The organism is Actinomycetes bacterium, from assembly GCA_036000965.1.
In the GTDB taxonomy this organism is placed as follows: Bacteria; Actinomycetota; CALGFH01; order CALGFH01; family CALGFH01; genus DASYUT01.
In genome coordinates, this window is record DASYUT010000166.1 from 39,607 (window position 1) to 57,064 (window position 17,458).

Below are 17,458 nucleotides of genomic sequence, written 5' to 3' on the forward strand. Positions count from 1 at the left end.
ATCCCTCCCTTCTGGTCAGCTCGCGCGTGCGGCCTGGGCGGCGACGGGCTCGACGCGCTGGGCGCGGAACGCCACGCCGGAGCGGTCGCCCATCGTCCAGGGCTGGGCGACCAGCCCCACGACCTTGACCGGCTGGCCCTGGCGCACCGCTGGGGCGGTCCCGGCGGTCTTGACCGCGATGATCTCGGCCGAGCCCTCGGCCAGGGCGACCAGCTGCACGGCGAACAGGGGTTCGCCGTTGTCGTCGGCCCTTGGGCGCTTGGTCTCGAAGTCGATCACCGGCTCGGGCGGCATCGCGCACAGGAACGCGATCGCCGAGGTGTCCACGGGGAGCTTCACGAGGCTCCTCCTCTCAGGTAGGGTGGAGGCACGGTACTACGTTCCTACGTTCCTGTCCACCAGGTTCCGAACCCGCTAGGATCACGCCCGAGCCGGTCCCGCTTTGAACTCCCTTGGGAGGCGACTTCGTGCCCTTTTCCCGGCAGACGGCCTACGGCCAGATCGCCGATGCCATCCGCGCCGACATCCTCGCTGGCGCCTACGAGCCCAGCCCCGACGACCCCACCCGCGACGAGCTACCCGGCGCCACCGAACTCGGCAGCCAGTACGGCGTCAGCGACAAGACCGCCGCCCGTGCCGTCCAACAGCTCATCAGCGAAGGGCTTGTGATCGGCCGACCCGGCCTACGCCCGGTGGTCGTGCCCCGCGCCCAGCGTCCGGACCGCTGGCCCATGAACCGCCGCTACGCCCGCGCCCGCGAGGCCCGCGGCCTAGTGTTCGGCGGCGACATGCAAGGCCGCCAGGTCCTCAAGCGAACCGTCCATGCCGGCTGGACCGGCGCGCCCGAGCCGGTCGCGGCGCTGCTACGCCTGGACCCAGGCGACCGGGTCTGGGCGCGGGCGCGGGAGCTGCTGATCGACGGCCGGGTCGCCGAGCTGAGCATCAGCTACTTCCCGGCCGCCGTCGCCGAGGGCACCGCCCTGATGGCGCCAGGCGACTTCCCGCCTGGTGGGGTGGTGGGCGTCCTGGAAGGCGCCGGCTATCGCGTGCTGCGGACCTACAACGAGGCCCGCTCGCGCCTGGCCGCCGACGAGGAGCTGCGCGCCTTCGGCCCCGACCCGGGCCTGCAACCGCTTGACGGCCGGGTCGTCATCGAGATCACGCACGGTACCTACGGCGCCCAGGACGAAGCGCTGGAGGCCCTGGTCAGCGTCCGGCCGGCCACCGGTAACGTGATCGTGTTCGAGACCTACGAAGGGTCGGACGGCGACGACGACGAGCCTGCCGGCGTGTCTGGTGCCGCCACGGCTGCCGGCGTGTGAGAGGGAGCCGCCATGACCGCCGAGTCCGTGTTCGATGCCACCGCCTCCCGCAAGCTCGAAGCCGCCTACCTGACTCCGGACGTGGTCGAGCAGCGACGCGCGACCCTGCGGGCGCTGGCGCTGCGGCCAGGCGAGCGCGTCCTCGATGTCGGCTCCGGGCCGGGCCTGCTGGCCACCGAGATGGCCCAGGAGGTCGGCCCGGCCGGGAACGTCACCGGCCTCGATGTCAGCGATGCCATGCTCGCCCTCGGACAACGCCGCAGCGCCGACCTGGCTGGGGCCGGGCGGGTGAGCTTCGTCAAGGCCGACGCCACCGCCCTGCCATTTGGCGATGCGACCTTCGACGTGGCGGTGTCCACCCAGGTCTACGAGTACGTCGGCGACCTGCCCACGGCGCTGGCCGAGCTTCATCGGGTGCTGCGGCCTGGGGGGCGGGCGCTGATCCTCGACACCGACTGGGACTCCATCGTCTGGCACGCCACCGACGCCGAGCGGATGGGGCGGCTCCTGGCTGCGTGGATGGAGCGGTTCGCCGACCCGCACCTGCCCCGTACCCTGGCCCGCCGGCTCCGTGACGCCGGGTTCCAGGTCGACCACCCCGAGGTGCTGGTGCTGCTCAACCCCGAGTACGACCCCAACACCTACAGCGTGGCCAACGGCGAAATCATGGCCGACTTCGCCGTCGCCCGGGGCAGCCTCACCCGCGACGAAGCCGACGCCTGGACCCAGGACCTCCACTGGCTCGGGTGGGAAGGGCGGTACTTCTTCAGCCTCAACCGCTACCTGTTCCTCGCAAGCCGGTAGCCGCATCCAGCACGGCGCCTGGGACGGGCCGCGAGCGGCTCTCGCGATGTGAGCCTCGATCTCCCACCGCGCCCAGGGTGGAGGGATCTGGCCGGACGATAGATGGCATGCCCGACCCGCCAGCCGCAAGCCGCTCCCCGAACCAACCCGGCACCCGAGCGGCCACGGGCCGGCAGCCTCGATCGAGCGGGCCGGGTTCGTTCGCTCCGCGGCTTGCCCCTGGCGGCCTTCGGCATGCCTCGGTAGCCACCGTGCCCCCGTTCCAAGGGCAGGGCAGCACCGCCCGGCCAGGAGCACAGAGGAGGCACAGCATGGCCGAGACGAGCGTGGCGCTTGCCGGCAACCTGACCGACGATCCCGAGCTGCGGTACACCCCCAGCGGCACGGCCAAGGCGACGTTCCGGGTGGCGGTGACTGGCCAGGTCCGCGACGGTGATAGGTGGAAGGACGGGGAGCCGTCGTCCTACGCGGTCGTTGTGTGGCGTGAGCAGGCCGAGCATGCGGCCGAGTCGCTGGCAGGGGCAGCCGGGTCGTGGTCGTGGGCCGGCTGGTGCAGCGGTCGTGGCAGGCCGAGGACCGCAGCGCCCGGTCGGTGGTCGAGGTCGTGGCCGAGGAGCTGGGGCCGAGCCTGCGGTGGGCGACGGCGACCATGACCAGGGCGACGAGGAGCACGAGCAGGTAGCCACGTCGAGCAGCGATGCGGCGGAGCAGGGACGCTGGTGGGCGAGCAGCATGCCGGCGTCCCGCTCCGTCGTGTCCGTGCTGGTGAGGGTGGCTGTGAGTACTTTCTCTACCCCCTCAAGGCCGGCCCTGCGGGCGGCCGCCTGCGGCGGCCGTCCTCGGCCGGCAGCACAGCGACGGGAGCTGCGACCTGCCCTCCTGCCATCTGCGCCGCAGGGGCTGGCCGGCGCTTCATCCGGACCGCGCGCCTGTCGTCAGGATCAACGTCGGGGTGGTGGCGCGAGTATGGGGGGTGAGATCCTGTAAGGCAAGCAGCCGGCCCGACCCTTGGGCGGTGCTGGCGGGGCGGCTGAGGAAGGATCACCATGAAGCCGCGGGTGAGGTGGGGCGACCTGAGCGTGCTGCGGGTCGTCCTGATCGCGATGATGCTGCTTGGTGTGGTCCTGGTGGGCTTCGGCTTCAAGATGTGGGCCGATACCCGGCGCTTCCTGGCAACCGCCGAACCCGCAAAGGGCGTCGTTGTCAGGGTCGACGAAGCCGTTGTAAGCGAGCGGAGGGGGTCAGGCGACAACGCCCGCTGGGTCGATGTGACTCGGCGCTTTCCGATCGTCGAGTTCCGCACCGCCTACGAGCAAGTCGCGCGATTCCAGGCCGACGACGGCTCGCTCCGAGTCGGCGATTCAGTCAACGTCGTCTACGACCCGGCCAACCCGCGACATGCGCGACTGGACAAGTGGGGCAACCGCTGGGCCGGACCTCTCGCCTTGTGGGGTGCCGGACTCGGGATACTCGTCATGAGTGGCGCGGTATATCTGCTGTTACGCCCTTGGTAAGTAGGGCACCTACCCAACTGCTGCAGCCTTCGGCAGATCGCCAACAAGGCAGGTGGTCGCCCTCGGCGGGCCTCGCCCCGCACGCGAGCTGATGCTGCCGCCGACAGGCCCGAACCACGTTCGTCCTCGCCGGCCGTGCCACCCGCGTGCCACAACGGACGGGCAAACCTGGTATCGAGCGGACAACCACGGTCACATCCGCCCCACCGCTGAGCTGGCCTCACCCGCTCTCGCAGCATTGACCGCATGACCGGAACACACCTGATAAGGATGAGGTCCGGGCTGCCGCGCCACCTCCGGCGGCTTGCCAAACGAGGCAGTGGTCGCCAGGACGAACCCCACCGCCACGCGAGCTGGTGACCATCGCTACCAGGTCCGAGCCACGTTCGTCCTCGCCGGCCGTGCCCTTGGCGTGCCCCCAAGCAGCGGTTCGCAACGGTCACCGACGGTCAACCGCGGTCAGCCGTTCGGCCCGCTGAGCTTCGCCGCCGGCCGCTGATGGGCAGCCCGACAGTGCTTCCCAAGCTCGTGGTTCTCCGGGCTTTGATCGGCCTTGCCGTGCCCGGCCGGCCGATCCGGTCCCTGGTCGCGGAGGACCGGAGCGCCAAGAGGCGTCCGCGCCCGGACGGGACCGGATACCCAACGCTGCCGGGGCCCGAGGCACGTTCGTGTTCTCGCTGGCCGTGCCATCGGCGTGCCAGTCGCAGCAGCCTTCAGCAGTCCGTCACGGACAACGGCGGTCACCGGGACGCCGCCTGAGCTGGTCATCCCACGATCTCCCCAAGGTCATCTCCCTCCTCCGGGGTGCTTGTGCAGCAGGTAGCCGAGGTCGGTCGCCGGCCGATGGGTCGTCGTGAGGGTGAGCAGCATTTGGCCTGATCCTAGCCCTGCCAAGCACGCTGGCAACGCGATTTGCGGTCCCACCGGTGCCCGAGCGCCAGGCGGCCGCGGTATGACCGGCGCTGTCCGGGCCGTCGAACAGCGGGGCGTACAGTGTGGGACAGCGACGAGCCAGCCAAGAGCCCGCCATGGACTATGAAGGCTTCATCACGGTCGTGGAGCGAGCGGCCGCTGTCCGGGGGGAGGCCGCCGAGCGCGCCACCCGCGTCACGCTGCAGACCCTGGCCGAGCGGACCCGGACGACCGGACCCGGCCGACCGGACCCGGACGACCGGACCCGGACGACGTGGGCGCGTGGAAAATCGCATGCGCCCGGCCACCGTGGCGGCCACACTGGCGGGGATCACGCAGCGGCACAGGAGGAACTTCACGCCAGGACTTGAGGCGCTCGGTTGGGGCCCGTTCTTCGCGACCAGCTTCGAGCCGTACGCTCGCGAGGGACACCGGCCCGGCCGGGTCGTCGCCGCCCACCGGGGCGCCTACGTGGTTGCCATCGGGGACGGCGAGGTGACCGCCGCGGTCACCGGCCGGCTCCGCCACCAGGCGGCCGGGCCGGCCGACCTCCCCGCCGTGGGCGACTGGGTCTGCCTGCAGGGCGGCGCGGACGGCGGCCGGGCCTCGGTCGTGGCCGTGCTCCCCCGCCGGTCCGCGTTCTCGCGCCACCAGGCCGGCAAGGCCACCCAGGAGCAGGTGGTGGCCGCCAACGTGGACGTCGTGTTCCTGGTCGTCGCGCTCACCGGCGACCTGAAGCCGCGCTGGCTCGAGCGGTACCTCACGATGGCCTGGGAGAGCGGCGCCACCCCGGTGGTGGTCCTGACCAAGGCCGACCTGAGCGACGCGGTCGACGAGCAGCTGACCGAGGCGGCCCAGGTCGCCCCCGGCGTCGACGTCCACGCCGTCAGCGCGGTCACCGGCCAGGGTCTCGACGAGCTGGCCGGCCACCTCGAGGGCGGCCAGACCGTCGCCCTGCTCGGCTCGTCCGGCGTGGGCAAGTCGACGCTGGTCAACCACTTCCTCGGACGGGAGGTGCTGGCCACCGCGGAGGTCAGAGCGGACGGAAGGGGCAGGCACACCACCACCCACCGCGAGCTGTTCCGCCTGCCCGGCGGCGGCATGCTCGTCGACACCCCTGGCATGCGCGAGCTGCAGCTCTGGTCGGCGGAGGAGGGCGCCCGGGAGGCGTTCGACGACATCGACACCCTGGCCGCCGGCTGCCGCTTCTCAGACTGCCGGCACGAGGCCGAGCCGGGCTGCGCGGTGCGCCGGGCGGTCGAGGACGGCGAGCTGCCCGCCGACCGGCTCGCCGGCTGGCACAAGCTGCAGCGCGAGCTGCGCGCCCTGGAGATCCGCCACGACCAGCGGGCCCGGGCCGAGCAGCGCCGCCGCTGGCGGGTGGTGAACAAGGCCATGCGGGACCACGCCAAGCGGACCCAGTAGGCGACCCGCCCCAGCAAGTCGAGCGGCGGCCGAGCCGTTGGCACCGCTCCCGCCGCCTGAGCCTCGGATCCCCTGCTCAGGTGGCGGCGACCCGGTCGAGCAGGGGGAGCACCCGCTCGCGCACGGTCGCGTAGGAGAAGTGGCGCTGGCAGGCCTCGTAGTTGGCCTCGACCGTCTCACGCCAGCGCTGCGGGTCGGCCAGTAGCCTCCGCACCCGCCCGACCGTCTCGGGCGTCAGGCCGCCGTCCAGCTCGATGCAGCGCACGCCGGCCGGGGCGATGTCGGCGACGTAGACCGCGTAGCGGTTGACCAGCACCGGCCGCCGGTGGAAGAACGCCTCGAGCAGCGCGTTGCCGAACCCCTCCCAGGTCGAGGGGTAGCAGACCAGGTCGGCGGCGGCGTAGGCGCCGGCCAGAGCGCTGGTCAGGTATTGGCGTCGCGGTCGAGCACGCCGGGCCGGCAGGGAGCCGGACAGCCGCGCGACCTGGGTCCTTGACCGGGGCGCCGACCGGGGCTCCGGGGCAGGCCCGTCTGCGCCCCCAGCCTCGACGGGGACGAAGCGGAGGTCGACCCCGAGCCGCTCGGCCTGCTCCCGGAGCCGGGCGCCGTACTCGACTCCCTCGTCGCCCTCGGCGTGGGTCACCACCACCCTGACCGGGCCGTCCAGGGCGGCGGCCAGGTCGATGGTGGTCTCGATGCCCTTGCGGGGCACCACCCTGGTCGGCTGCAGGAGCAGCACGTCGTCGCCGGCCAGGCCGGCCGCCCGGCGGAAGCGGTCGGGGTCGCCCGGGCGTTCCGGGCCGCGCTCGAAGTCCATGACGTTCGGGAGCACGGTGGCGGCCACCCCGCGCCGCCGGGTCAGCTCGGCCGCTGCCAGCGAGTTGATGACCAGGTGCTCCATGCCGGGCAGGATGGGCGGGAACGCGGCCCCGAGGACGTCGGCGGCGGCGTTGGGCGCGAACCGCTCCCGCTCCCACCAGAAGTCGTGGTGGTGGGCGAGCGCCGGCATGTCCTGCTCGACCAGCACCTCGGTCAGGGCGAGTCCGAGCGGGAGCTGCATCGGCAGGCAGAGGACGTTCTGGGCGACTACCACCTCGACCCCGTGGCCGGCCAGGAACGCCCGCAGGGCCGTCTTGAGGTCCTCGGTGCGCTCGCGGATCGTGGCCGTGGTTGCCGGCGAGCGGGTGCGCACCCCGAAGCAGGCAGCTTCGAGGGCCCGGTTGGCGGGCGTCTCGAAGTGCGCCGGCGGGTGCAGCAGGCCAGGCTGGAAGCGCTCGCCCAGCTCGCCCGCGAACCAGGCGACCCGGTGACCGGCCGCCTCCAGCACCTCGGCCAGCTTGGCCGCCTCCAGGGTGACGCCGTCGGTCCCGGCGAACCGGGTCGACACCATCCCGACGACGGCTATGGCCGCTCCCCCGTCGTGGTGATGGCGCGCCGCAGCAGCTCGTTGGCCAGCTTGGGGTTCGCCCGGCCCCGGGTCTCGCGCATGACCTGCCCGACCAGCGCGCCGAGCACGCCCTGCTTGCCGCCCCGGTACCTCTCGGCCAGGTCGGGGTTGGCCGCCACCACCGCCGCGACGGCCGCCTCCAGCTCGCCGGTGTCGGAGATCTGGGCCAGGCCCTTGCGCTCGACGATGGTCGCCGGGCCGGCCTCGGAGGTGAACATCTCGGCCAGCACCTCCTTGGCCGCGGTGGCCGAGACCGTCCCCGCCGCGACCAGGTCGAGCAGCTCGCCGAGGCGCTCCGGGCCCACCGGGTTGTCGGCCATGGCCCGCTCGAACTCGCGCAGGTTGCGTTGCAGCTCTCCCATCACCCAGGCGGCCACCACCCCCGGGTCCCTCCCCTTGGCCACCCGCTCGAAGTAGGTGAGCACCTCGGTGTCGCGGGCCAGCCAGCCGACCTCCTTGGGGCCGAGGCCGGTCGCCTCGGCCAGGCGGCGCCGGCGCTCGGCGGGCAGCTCGGGCAGGATCTCGCGGATCCCGTCGACCCAGTCGGCGGTCGCCTCGACCGGCACCAGGTCGGGCTCTGGGAAGTAGCGGTAGTCGGTGGCGAACTCCTTGGAGCGCATCGGCTCGGTGCGGCCCGTGCCCTCGTCCCAGTGCCGGGTCTCCTGCACCAGCCGGCCGCCGTCGGCCAGGACCCGGCGCTGCCGCTCGGCCTCGTAGCCGACCGCGCGGTACAGGCTGCGGAGGGAGTTGAGGTTCTTCAGCTCGACCTTGGTGCCGAGCTGGGCGTGCCCGACCGGCCGCAGCGAGATGTTGACGTCGAAGCGCATCGAGCCCTCTTCGAGCTTGGCGTCCGAGACCTCGAGGGCGAGCAGCACCGCCCGCAGCTCCTCGGCGTAGGCGCGGGCCTCCTCGGCGCTGCGCAGGTCCGGCTCGGAGACGATCTCGACCAGCGGGATGCCGGCCCGGTTGTAGTCGACCAGCGAGTAGTCGGCCCCGTGGATGCGGCCGGTGGTGCCGACGTGCAGGGTCTTGCCGGTGTCCTCCTCGAGGTGCACGCGGGTGATGCCGATCCGCCGCAGCTCGCCGTCGACTTCCACATCGAGGTGCCCGCCGGTGCACAACGGCTCGTCGTACTGGCTGATCTGGTAGTTCTTGGGCATGTCGGGATAGAAGTAGTTCTTGCGGTGGAACTGGGAGCGCTCGGCGATGCGGCAGTTCAGGGCTAGGCCGATGCGGGCGGCGAACTCGACGGCCCGCCCGTTCACCACCGGCAGCGAGCCCGGCTCGCCCAGGCAGACCGGGCAGACCTGGGTGTTCGGCCCGGCCCCGAACGCGGTCGGGCAGGCGCAGAACATCTTGGTGGCGGTGGCCAGCTCGCAGTGGGTCTCGATCCCGATGACGGTCTCGTAGTGACGGGCGGTGGTCTCCTCGGCCACGGAGGACGTCACGGCCGCACCTCCCTGATGGCGTCGGGGCTGTCGCCGTTGGGGGCGATCTGGACCCGGTCGTCGATGATGATCTCGCGGGGCCGCTCGGCGAAGCCGAGGTCCTGCTCGAACGCCCAGGCGGCACGGAGCATGGTGGCCTCGCCGAGCGGGGGCGCGATGAGCTGGAGCCCGACCGGCAGGCCGTCGGACAGGCCTGCCGGCACCGACACGGCCGCGTTCCCGGCCAGGTTGACCGGGACGGTGAACACGTCCGACAGGTACATCGCGAGCGGGTCGTCGACGCGAGCCCCGAGCGGGAACGCCACCGTCGGCGTGGTCGGGCCGACCAGCAGGTCGAAGCGCTCGAAGGCCCGCTCGAGGTCGCGCAGCACCAGCGTGCGGACCTTCTGGGCCTGGCCGTAGTAGGCGTCGTAGTAGCCGGCGGAGAGCGCGTAGGTGCCGAGCATGATGCGTCTCTTCACCTCTGCCCCGAAGCCGGCCTCGCGGGTGCGCTGCATCATGTCGACCACGTCGGTGGCGTCCTTGACCCGCAGGCCCCAGCGCACGCCGTCGTAGCGGGCCAGGTTCGACGACGCCTCGGCCGGGGCGATCAGGTAGTAGGCGCTCAAGGCGTACTCGAACGACGGCAGCGAGCACTCCTCGACCCGGGCGCCGAGCCGCTCGAGGCGGTCGACGCCCTCGCCGACCCGGGCGAGCACCCCCGGCTCGGTGCCCTCGGACGGGAACAGCTCGGCCACCCGGCCGATCCGCATCCCCTCGATCCCCCGCTCGAGCCCGGAGGTGACGTCGCTGGGGGCGTCCGGGATGGAGGTCGAGTCGAGCGGGTCGTGGCCGGCGACGGCCTCGAGCAGGGTGGCGGCGCCGCGCACGTCGCGGGCGAACGGCCCGACCTGGTCGAGGGAGGACGCGAACGCGATCAGCCCGTACCGGCTGACCAGCCCGTAGGTCGGCTTCACGCCGACGAGGCCGCACAGCGCGGCCGGCTGGCGGATCGAGCCGCCGGTGTCGGTGCCGATCCCGAGCACGGCTTGCCCGGCCGCGACGGCCGCGGCCGACCCTCCGCTGGAACCGCCGGGCACCCGCGTCGGGTCCCACGGGTTGCGGGTCGGCCCGAACCCGGAGTTCTCGGTGGACGAGCCCATGGCGAACTCGTCCATGTTGGTCTTGCCGAGCACGATCACGCCGGCTCGGCGCAGCCGGGCCACCACGGTCGCGTCGTAGGGCGGCCGGAACTCCTCGAGGATGCGGGACCCGGCGGTCGTCCGCACCCCCTTGGTGACCAGCACGTCCTTGAGGGCCAGGGGCACGCCGGCCAGCGGCCCGAGCGGCTCGCCGCGCCGCCGCGCCTCGTCGACCGAGCGGGCGTCGGCCAGGGCCTGCTCGTCGGTGACGGTGAGGAAGGCGTGCAGGAAGTCGTCGGTCGCCCGGATACGATCCAGTGCGGCCTCGGTCACCTCGACCGCGGTGGTCTCGCCGCGGGCGAGCCGCCCGGCCAGCTCGCTCGCGGTGAGGCCGGGCAGCGGCACCGTGGTCATGGCCCCTCCTCGATGATGCGGGGCACCATGAAGCGGTCCTGCTCCACCTCGGGTGCCGTGGACAGCGCGTCCTCCCGGCTGAGGCACTCCCCCACCGTGTCGTCGCGCCACACGTTCACCCGCGGCAGCGGATGCGAGGTGGGCGGCACGCCCTCGGTGGGCAGCCGCTTCACCTTCTCGGCCTCGTCGAGGATCACCGAGAGCTGGGGCTGGAAGCGGTCGAGCTCCTCGTCGGTGAGGGCGAGGCGGGCGAGGCGGGCGACGTGCTGCACGTCGGCGCGGCTGATCGGCATGCTGCTCCTTCGGGGATGCCGCCCGGCACGGCCTCGGGTGTTCCCGGCGCCCGGTGCGGGGCGGCCAGGGTGCGGGCGGCACCTGGCGAGCGGTTCGGCGGACAGCCGAGTCTACCCAAGCCGGACGGGCGTTCGCCTCCGCATTTGCGACCTTGCCGGTGCCCGGACGTCAAAGGGTGGGTCATGGTGGTCGGCCGGCCGGCACGCCTCATGACACTGGCGTCACGCCTGATGGCCGGTCACCTCGGACCGTAGGTGGCCCGCAGCTCCGGGTCGTCCACGGCCAGGCGAACCGCGTCGCTCACCTCGCGCTGGAACACGAACCCCGAGAGCAGGCTCATCCCGGCGAACGCGAGCAGCTCCCAGCTGTGGCCGTGCAGCGACTCGAGGATCAGGCCCACCACGACCGGCAGGAAGCCGAGCACCATGGCCTGGCCGGCCCAGGTCATCGCGAGCCCACGGAAGCCCATGGCCCGGGCCCGTTCGGCCCGGGGCCGCCGCTCCCGCGGGTCTGGCGCGTCCAGGGCGCGCTTGCCCACCACCAGCAGGCGGGCCGGGCGCAGCGCCCACACCGCAACGCCCATGGCCGCCAGCACGACCGCACCGGCGATCCCGGTCACGATCAGGCTCGGCCCCAGGCCCGCATCGCCACGGACCCCGTGCAGCCCGGCGTTGACCATGGCGGCCACCATCACCCCGGCGAGCAGGAAGCCGACCCGGACCGAGCGCACGATCGGCTCGGGGTCGGGCCCCTGCTCGTCCCCTGCCGCGCCGGGCGGGCGGAAACCCTCCGGGTCCCAGGGATCCAGGAACTGCGTCATCTCGATCGACGGTAGCACGGCCGGACCCGGAGGCCGGGCGCGACCCCGGACCCGCAGCTGGAGGCCGGATCCGCCGTTGTGGGCCGGGCGCGACCCTGGGCCCGCAGCTGGGAGGCCGGCCCGGTCCCGGACCCGCAGCTGGGCGGGCCCGGGACGCGTCGCCGCAGGGTGGCTCAGCTCGTGGGGATCCAGGCTTGCCAGACGTCCTTGTGGGCGTCGACCCACTTCTTGGCCGCCTGCTCGGCCGGGAGCTTGTCGTTGGTCATGGCGTTGGCGACTTCGTTCTGGTTCTCGTTCGTCCACTTGAAGTTCTTGATCAGCTGGTAGGCCTTCCCGCCGGTGTCGGCGAACTTCTTGCTGGCGATCTTGTCGAGCACGTACGGCGGGTAGTCGCAGGCGACCTTCTTGGGGTCGGCGTCACACCCGGTCTTGTAGGCGGGCAGGTCGATCTTGACGAACTTCTCCTGCGAGTGGATCCAGTGCGGCTCCCAGAAGTAGAACAGCAGCGGCTTGCGCTGCCTGGCGGCCTGCTCGGCGGTCTTGATCGACGCGGCCTCGCCACCCGAGTACACGACCTTGTACTTCAGGCTGAGGTTGTTGACGATCGCCTGGTCGTTGGTGACGAACGACGGGTCGCCGTCCAGGAGCTGGCCCTTGCCGCTCGACTCCGAGGTCTTGAACAGGTCGGCGTACTTGTTGAGGCTCTGCCACTTGGTGATGTCGGGGTACTGCTCGGCCATCCAGCCGGGCACGTACCAGCCGATGATGCCCTGGTTGCCGGTCGGCCCCACCTCGACGGCGACCTTCTTCTCCTCGATGTACTTCTTCTTGAGGTCGTCGTGGCCCCAGTTCTCGAGGATCACGTCGACCTCGCCGGTCTCGAAGCCCTGCCAGGAGACCTCCTCCTTGAGGTTCTTGTTCTCGACCTTGTAGCCGAGCTCCTTCTCTAGGAGGTAGCCGACCACGGCGGCGTTCGCCTCGTACCCCACCCACGGGTTGATGGCGATCTTGACCGTGCCCTTGGCACCCCCGGCCGACCCGCCACCGCCGGTCTCGGTCTTCGCCCCGCTGCACGCGGCGAGGAGCAGGCCCAGCGCGGCCATGCCCGCGACGACGCGTGCCCTGGTGCTGCCCTTCATCCCATCCCTCCCTCTCCTTCGTGACCGGCCCGCCGCCAGAGGGGCAACGGGCCACCTGCACCTCACCCGGTGTGCCGCGCGGCCTGCTCGGCCGCGGAGCGCCCACCGGCGCCCTGCGTGATCCGGTCGAGCATGACCCCGAGCAGCACGATCGCGATGCCCGCGGCAAGGCCCTTGCCGAAGTCCTCGCGCTGCGCGAAGCCGGCCACGACGTCGTAGCCGAGCGCACCCGCGCCCACCAGCCCACCCACCACCACCATCGCGAGGACCATGATGATGCCCTGGTTGGCCGCGAGCAGCAGCGCATGCCGGGCCATGGGGAGCTGCACCTTCCACAGCAGCTGGCCCTTTGTCGAGCCGGCGGCGGTGGCCGCCTCGACCACCGTGGGCGGCACCCCGCGGATGCCTTCCTCGACCAGCCGGATCACGGGCGGCGCCGCGTAGATCACCGATGCGACGATCGCGGTGAACCGGGTGGCGCCGAACAGCGCGACCGCCGGCAGCAGGTAGACGAACGACGGCATGGTCTGGGCCGCGTCCAGGAACGGGCGCTGGACCGCGGCGTACCGGGAGGACCGGCCCGCGACGACGCCGAGGACGATCCCGACGGCAAGGGTGATCGCGGCGGCGACCAGTACGGTGGTGAGCGTCTCCATGCCGTGCTGCCACAGGCCGAGCGCGGCCACCGCGGTCAGGCAGGCAGCGGCGGTCAAGGCCGGCCCCAGCCCGCTCACCCGCAGCCCCAGGCCGAAGACGACCGCGACCACGAGCCACCAAGGGGCGGTCGTGAGCAGGTGCTGCATCGGGTTGAGCAGCCACGCGGTGAGCGCGTTCTTGACCGCGTCGGTCACCGCGAACAGGTTGGTCTCGACCCAGTCGACCACGGTGTTGACCGGCTGCGCGAACGAGAAGAACCACGACTCGGGGAAGTCCCGGCCCTGCGGGGTGGCCGCGCCGGCGGCGATGGCGAGGCCGGCCCCGGCCGTGGCGCCCAGCACCAGCGCCCGGCGGCGCGTCACCGACGAGCTTCGTCCCTCCTGATTGCGCGTGTCGACCCGCTGGCTGGCCCGCACGGTCAGCCGGTCAAGCACGATCGCCATGATCACGATGGCGAGGCCGGCGTCGAACGCGCCGCCGACGTTGACCCGCTCGAGCGCCTGGATGATGGGCTCTCCCAGCCCGGGGGCGTCGATCAGCGCGGTGATGACGACCATGGCCAGCGCCATCATGATGGTCTGGTTGACCGCGAGCACGATCGTGCGCTTGGCCATCGGGAGCTGGACCTTGCGCAGCAGCTGCCAGCGGGTCGAGCCCATCGACGTGGCCGCCTCGACCGAGGCGTGGGGCACCTCCCGGATGCCGAGCGCGGTGATCCGGATCGCCGGCGGGATCGCATAGATGAGCGTGGCGATCGCCGCCGCGGGAGCCCCGATGAGGAAGAACAACGCCATCGGGGCCAGGTAGGCGAACGTCGGCATGATCTGCATGACGTCGAGCACCGGGGTGATCAGCCGCCGGAACCGGGCCGAGCGGCCGGCGAGGATCCCGAGCGGCACGCCGATGGCCAGCGAGAGCAGCACCGCGGTAAGGGTCAGGGCCAGGGTGTCGATGCTCTCCTCCCACAGGCCGAGGATGCCGAAGGCGAGGAAGCCGGCCACGGCCAGGAGCGCGGTGCGCCAGCCGGCGAGCACCAGCGCGAGCGCGCCGACGGCCCCGGTGACGCCGAGCCAGCCGATGCCCTGCAGGACCGCCTGCAAGGTGTCGAAGAGCACGGCGACGCCGAGCCGGATCTGGTTGACGAAGAACAGGAACACCGGGCTCGAGTTGCGGTTGTCGTCCACCCAGTCGCGCACGGTGTTCAACGCCCGGAACACGCCGGCGTCGTCGTCGTGGGGCAGCACGTACTGCCCGCGGAAGGCGAGGTACAACACGGCGACGCCGAGGACCGTGGCCGCGGCCGCGACCCGCTGCCACGGCCACGCGAACCGCCGGCCGACGGCGACCGGGACCGCGCTCACGGAAAAACCCTCTCAGGAGCCGGCGCCGTCCCCCCAGACTCCGGAGCCGGCGGCGTCCCCCCAGGCTCAGGAGCCGGCGCCGCCTCGGGCTCCGGAGCTGGCGATGTCCCCTCAGCCTCCTGCTGGCCGGCCAGCACGGAGAGGAGCTGGGTGCGGTCCACGACGCCGAGCAGGCGGCCGCCCTCCACGACCCTGATCGGCTTGTCGGTGCCGAGGGCGGTCTGCACCGCGTCCCGGATCACCGTGCCCGGCGGCAGCTCGGGCCCGTCGAGCGGCTCCCCGGGCGCCGGCGCCCTGGCCGCCCAGCGCAGGGTGAGGACGTTGCCCTTGGGCACGTCGGCCACGAAGTCGGCCACGTAGTCGTCGGCCGGCGCACCGACCAGCTCCTCGGGACGGCCGAGCTGGACCACCTCGCCGTCGCGCATGATGGCGATCCGGTCGCCGAGCTTGAGCGCCTCGGCCAGGTCGTGGGTGATGAACAGCATCGTCTTGCCGACCTCGTGGTGCAGCCGGATCACCTCGTTCTGCATGTCCCGCCGGATGAGCGGGTCGAGCGCGCTGAACGGCTCGTCGAACAGCAACAGCCCGGGGTTGACGGCGAGCGCCCTGGCCAGGCCGACGCGCTGCTGCATGCCACCGGAGAGCTGGTCGGGATAGGCCTCGTCGTAGCCCTCGAGGCCAACCAGCGAGAGGATCTCGCGGGCCCGGGCGTGCCGCTCGGCCCTGCCGATGCCCTGGATCTCCAGGCCGTAGGCGACGTTGTCGATCACGTGGCGGTGCGGCAGCAGGCCGAAGTGCTGGAACACCATGGCGATCTTGTGCCTGCGCAGGTCGCGGAGCCGCCGCGGGCTGGCGCTGCGCACGTCCTCGCCGTCGATGCGGATCTCGCCGCTGGTGGGCTCGACCAGCCGGCTGAGGCAGCGCACCAGGGTGGACTTGCCGCTGCCTGACAGCCCCATGACCACGAACACCTCGCCGGGGCGCACGTCGAAGCTGACGTCGCGCACGGCGGCGGTGCAGCCGGTCCGGCGGCGCAGCTCGGCCCGGTCCAGCTCGGCGTCGGGGGTGCCGATGATGCGGTGCTCGCGCGGGCCGAAGATCTTCCAGAGCCCCCGCACCGAGATGGTCGCCTCGCCGCCGCCCTCCTCGGCGGCGGCGAGAGCGGCCTGGCGGTCCTCGATCACGTCGGCCATGCGTCCGCCCTCCTGGGCTCGGCGTCTGCGGACAGGTCGGCGGCGGCCAGCTGCGCGGCCCGCTCGCCGATCAGGAGCACGGTGACCATGGGGTTCACCGTGGTCATTGCTGGGAACACCGCGGCGTCGGCCACCCGCAGGCGCCCGACGCCGCGCACGCGCAGGCGCGGGTCGACCACGGCCAGCGGGTCGCGCTCCGGGCCCATCCGGCAGGTGCCCGCCGGATGGAAGACCGTGTGGTGGGCTGCCCGTCCGTAGGCCGACAGCTCCTCGTCGCTGGTGACGTGCGGGCCGGGCGCCACCTCGCGGACGAGCCACTGCGAGAGCGGCACGGCCGCGGCGACCTCGCGGGCGATGCGCAGGCCGTCGACGATCGTCTGCTCGTCGTAGCCGCCCGGGTCGGTGAAGTAGCCGAAGTCGAGCGCGGGCTTGGCGTCCGGGTCCGCGCTGCGCAGCCACAGCCGGCCCACGCTGCGGGGGCGAGGGACGTTGGGGGTCAGGCAGACGCCGTGCTCGGGCACGGGGTAGCCGAGCCGCTCGGTGTTGACGCAGAACGGCACCTGGTAGAAGTGGAACATCAGGTCCGGCCGGGGATCGGCGGTGTCGCGGCGGACGAACAGGCCGGCGTCGGAGTCCATCGCCGACATGGGCGGCAGCGGCCCCGTGGTCTCCCAGACGATCACCGACTCGGGATGGTCGAGCAGATGCTCCCCCACCCCGGGGACGTCGGCCGCCACCTCGATGCCGAGCCGGCGCAGGTCGCCGGCCGGCCCGATGCCGGAGAGCAGCAGGAGCCGCGGGGTGTCCACCGCGCCGGCGCACAGCACCACCTCGTGCCTGGCCCGGATCACCTGCGTGGTCCCGTCGGCCCGGCGCACGGCCACGCCACGGGCGTCGCCCCTGGCGTCCACCAGGACGCGGTAGGCCCAGGTCTCGAGCAGCAGCGTGAGGTTGGGGCGGCCCAGGTTGGGGTGGAGGTAGGCCACCGACGACGAGGAGCGGTGGCCGGTGTCCGGGTCGTAGCCGACCGGCAGGAAGCCGGCGCCGGCGCCGAACGGCTTGGCGTTGAAGTCGTCGACCACCGGCACGCCCAGGGCGGCGCTCGCAGCCGCCACGAAGTCCATGGCCACGGGGTTGCGGTCCCGCTCGGCGACCGGGGCGATGCGGCACTCGACCCGGTCCCAGAGGCCGGTCACGGCGTCGTAGCCCCAGCCGGTGCAGCCGAGCGCCTCCCACTCGTCGAGGTCGTCGGGCAGCGGCAGCAGGCTGATCATGGTGTTGTGGGAGGAGCAGCCGCCGAGCACGCGGGCCCGGGCATGGCGGATGTGGGAGTTGCCGCGGGGCTGCGGGACGGTCGGGTAGTCGTAGTCGAGCTCGGAGCCGAGCAGGTTGATCCAGTTGCGCAGCCGCAGCACGCGCTCGTCACCGACGTCGCTCGGCCCGCCCTCGATCAGGCAGACGGTGAGGTCCGGGTCCTCGGTCAAGCGGGCGGCCACGACCGCGCCCGCGGTGCCCCCGCCCACGACCACGACGTCGTGCTCGGGGACTGGCCCGTCCCTGTCGTCTGCCATGAGGAGCCTCCTCGCG

The 17,458-nt window shown here is 72.6% G+C and carries 14 protein-coding genes and 1 pseudogene; 5 read left to right on the top strand and 10 right to left on the bottom strand.

The features are described 5' to 3' along the window. Positions 1–15: 15 nt before the first annotated feature. On the bottom strand, positions 16–339 hold the full coding sequence (locus VG276_15195; GenBank protein HEV8650704.1) for a hypothetical protein: 324 nt from the start codon (positions 337–339) through the stop codon (positions 16–18). A gap of 128 nt (positions 340–467) precedes the next feature. Between VG276_15195 and VG276_15200 the strand changes: the two genes are divergently transcribed. From VG276_15200 to rsgA, 5 genes and pseudogenes are all read left to right on the top strand, one after another. Continuing rightward, positions 468–1,322, top strand: coding sequence for a GntR family transcriptional regulator (locus VG276_15200; GenBank protein ID HEV8650705.1), 855 nt, complete (start codon positions 468–470; stop codon positions 1,320–1,322). A 12-nt stretch (positions 1,323–1,334) separates the two neighbouring features. Next, positions 1,335–2,126: a methyltransferase domain-containing protein gene (locus VG276_15205; GenBank protein ID HEV8650706.1), complete on the top strand. Its 792-nt coding sequence runs from the start codon at positions 1,335–1,337 to the stop codon at positions 2,124–2,126. Between the two features lie 311 nt (positions 2,127–2,437). Beyond that, positions 2,438–2,808, top strand: a pseudogene (ssb, locus tag VG276_15210) (single-stranded DNA-binding protein). 364 nt (positions 2,809–3,172) lie between these two features. Then, positions 3,173–3,640 (top strand): DUF3592 domain-containing protein, encoded by a 468-nt coding sequence (locus VG276_15215; GenBank protein HEV8650707.1) that lies wholly within the window; start codon positions 3,173–3,175, stop codon positions 3,638–3,640. 1,206 nt (positions 3,641–4,846) lie between these two features. Continuing rightward, positions 4,847–5,977: a ribosome small subunit-dependent GTPase A gene (rsgA, locus tag VG276_15220; GenBank protein ID HEV8650708.1), complete on the top strand. Its 1,131-nt coding sequence runs from the start codon at positions 4,847–4,849 to the stop codon at positions 5,975–5,977. Positions 5,978–6,053: 76 nt separating this feature from the next. Here the strand turns inward: rsgA and VG276_15225 are convergent, their stop codons facing one another. The 9 genes from VG276_15225 to VG276_15265 all read right to left on the bottom strand — a co-directional run bounded on the left by VG276_15225 (position 6,054) and on the right by VG276_15265 (position 17,442). Further along, positions 6,054–7,367 (bottom strand): glycosyltransferase family 4 protein, encoded by a 1,314-nt coding sequence (locus tag VG276_15225; protein ID HEV8650709.1) that lies wholly within the window; start codon positions 7,365–7,367, stop codon positions 6,054–6,056. 11 nt (positions 7,368–7,378) lie between these two features. Then, the gene (gene gatB, locus VG276_15230) at positions 7,379–8,872 is read right to left on the bottom strand and encodes an Asp-tRNA(Asn)/Glu-tRNA(Gln) amidotransferase subunit GatB (GenBank protein HEV8650710.1); all 1,494 of its coding nucleotides are present in this window, start codon (positions 8,870–8,872) and stop codon (positions 7,379–7,381) included. Then, positions 8,869–10,407, bottom strand: coding sequence for an Asp-tRNA(Asn)/Glu-tRNA(Gln) amidotransferase subunit GatA (gene gatA, locus VG276_15235; protein ID HEV8650711.1), 1,539 nt, complete (start codon positions 10,405–10,407; stop codon positions 8,869–8,871). Before gatA ends, gatB begins: the two co-directional genes overlap by 4 nt. Next, positions 10,404–10,700, bottom strand: a complete 297-nt coding sequence (gatC, locus tag VG276_15240) for an Asp-tRNA(Asn)/Glu-tRNA(Gln) amidotransferase subunit GatC (protein ID HEV8650712.1) — start codon at positions 10,698–10,700, stop codon at positions 10,404–10,406. Before gatC ends, gatA begins: the two co-directional genes overlap by 4 nt. A gap of 239 nt (positions 10,701–10,939) precedes the next feature. After that, positions 10,940–11,521: a hypothetical protein gene (locus VG276_15245; protein ID HEV8650713.1), complete on the bottom strand. Its 582-nt coding sequence runs from the start codon at positions 11,519–11,521 to the stop codon at positions 10,940–10,942. 173 nt (positions 11,522–11,694) lie between these two features. Next, positions 11,695–12,660: an ABC transporter substrate-binding protein gene (locus VG276_15250; protein ID HEV8650714.1), complete on the bottom strand. Its 966-nt coding sequence runs from the start codon at positions 12,658–12,660 to the stop codon at positions 11,695–11,697. A gap of 62 nt (positions 12,661–12,722) precedes the next feature. Then, positions 12,723–14,678: an ABC transporter permease subunit gene (locus VG276_15255; protein HEV8650715.1), complete on the bottom strand. Its 1,956-nt coding sequence runs from the start codon at positions 14,676–14,678 to the stop codon at positions 12,723–12,725. Further along, positions 14,675–15,871 carry a glycine betaine/L-proline ABC transporter ATP-binding protein gene (locus VG276_15260; protein HEV8650716.1) on the bottom strand — a complete coding sequence of 399 codons (1,197 nt, stop codon included), beginning with the start codon at positions 15,869–15,871 and terminating at the stop codon, positions 14,675–14,677. The genes VG276_15255 and VG276_15260 overlap by 4 nt, the downstream gene beginning before the upstream one ends. Continuing rightward, positions 15,859–17,442: a GMC oxidoreductase gene (locus tag VG276_15265; GenBank protein HEV8650717.1), complete on the bottom strand. Its 1,584-nt coding sequence runs from the start codon at positions 17,440–17,442 to the stop codon at positions 15,859–15,861. The genes VG276_15260 and VG276_15265 overlap by 13 nt, the downstream gene beginning before the upstream one ends. Positions 17,443–17,458: the final 16 nt, after the last annotated feature.

Coding starts and splice junctions, on each gene's coding strand:
- rsgA (HEV8650708.1), top strand. CDS start 4,847: ATGCGCCCGGCCACCGTGGCGGCCACACTGGCGGGGATCACGCAGCGG.
- VG276_15260 (HEV8650716.1), bottom strand. CDS start 15,871: ATGGCCGACGTGATCGAGGACCGCCAGGCCGCTCTCGCCGCCGCCGAG.
- VG276_15205 (HEV8650706.1), top strand. CDS start 1,335: ATGACCGCCGAGTCCGTGTTCGATGCCACCGCCTCCCGCAAGCTCGAA.
- VG276_15225 (HEV8650709.1), bottom strand. CDS start 7,367: ATGGTGTCGACCCGGTTCGCCGGGACCGACGGCGTCACCCTGGAGGCG.
- VG276_15250 (HEV8650714.1), bottom strand. CDS start 12,660: ATGAAGGGCAGCACCAGGGCACGCGTCGTCGCGGGCATGGCCGCGCTG.
- VG276_15265 (HEV8650717.1), bottom strand. CDS start 17,442: ATGGCAGACGACAGGGACGGGCCAGTCCCCGAGCACGACGTCGTGGTC.
- gatA (HEV8650711.1), bottom strand. CDS start 10,407: ATGACCACGGTGCCGCTGCCCGGCCTCACCGCGAGCGAGCTGGCCGGG.
- gatC (HEV8650712.1), bottom strand. CDS start 10,700: ATGCCGATCAGCCGCGCCGACGTGCAGCACGTCGCCCGCCTCGCCCGC.
- VG276_15215 (HEV8650707.1), top strand. CDS start 3,173: ATGAAGCCGCGGGTGAGGTGGGGCGACCTGAGCGTGCTGCGGGTCGTC.
- VG276_15245 (HEV8650713.1), bottom strand. CDS start 11,521: ATGACGCAGTTCCTGGATCCCTGGGACCCGGAGGGTTTCCGCCCGCCC.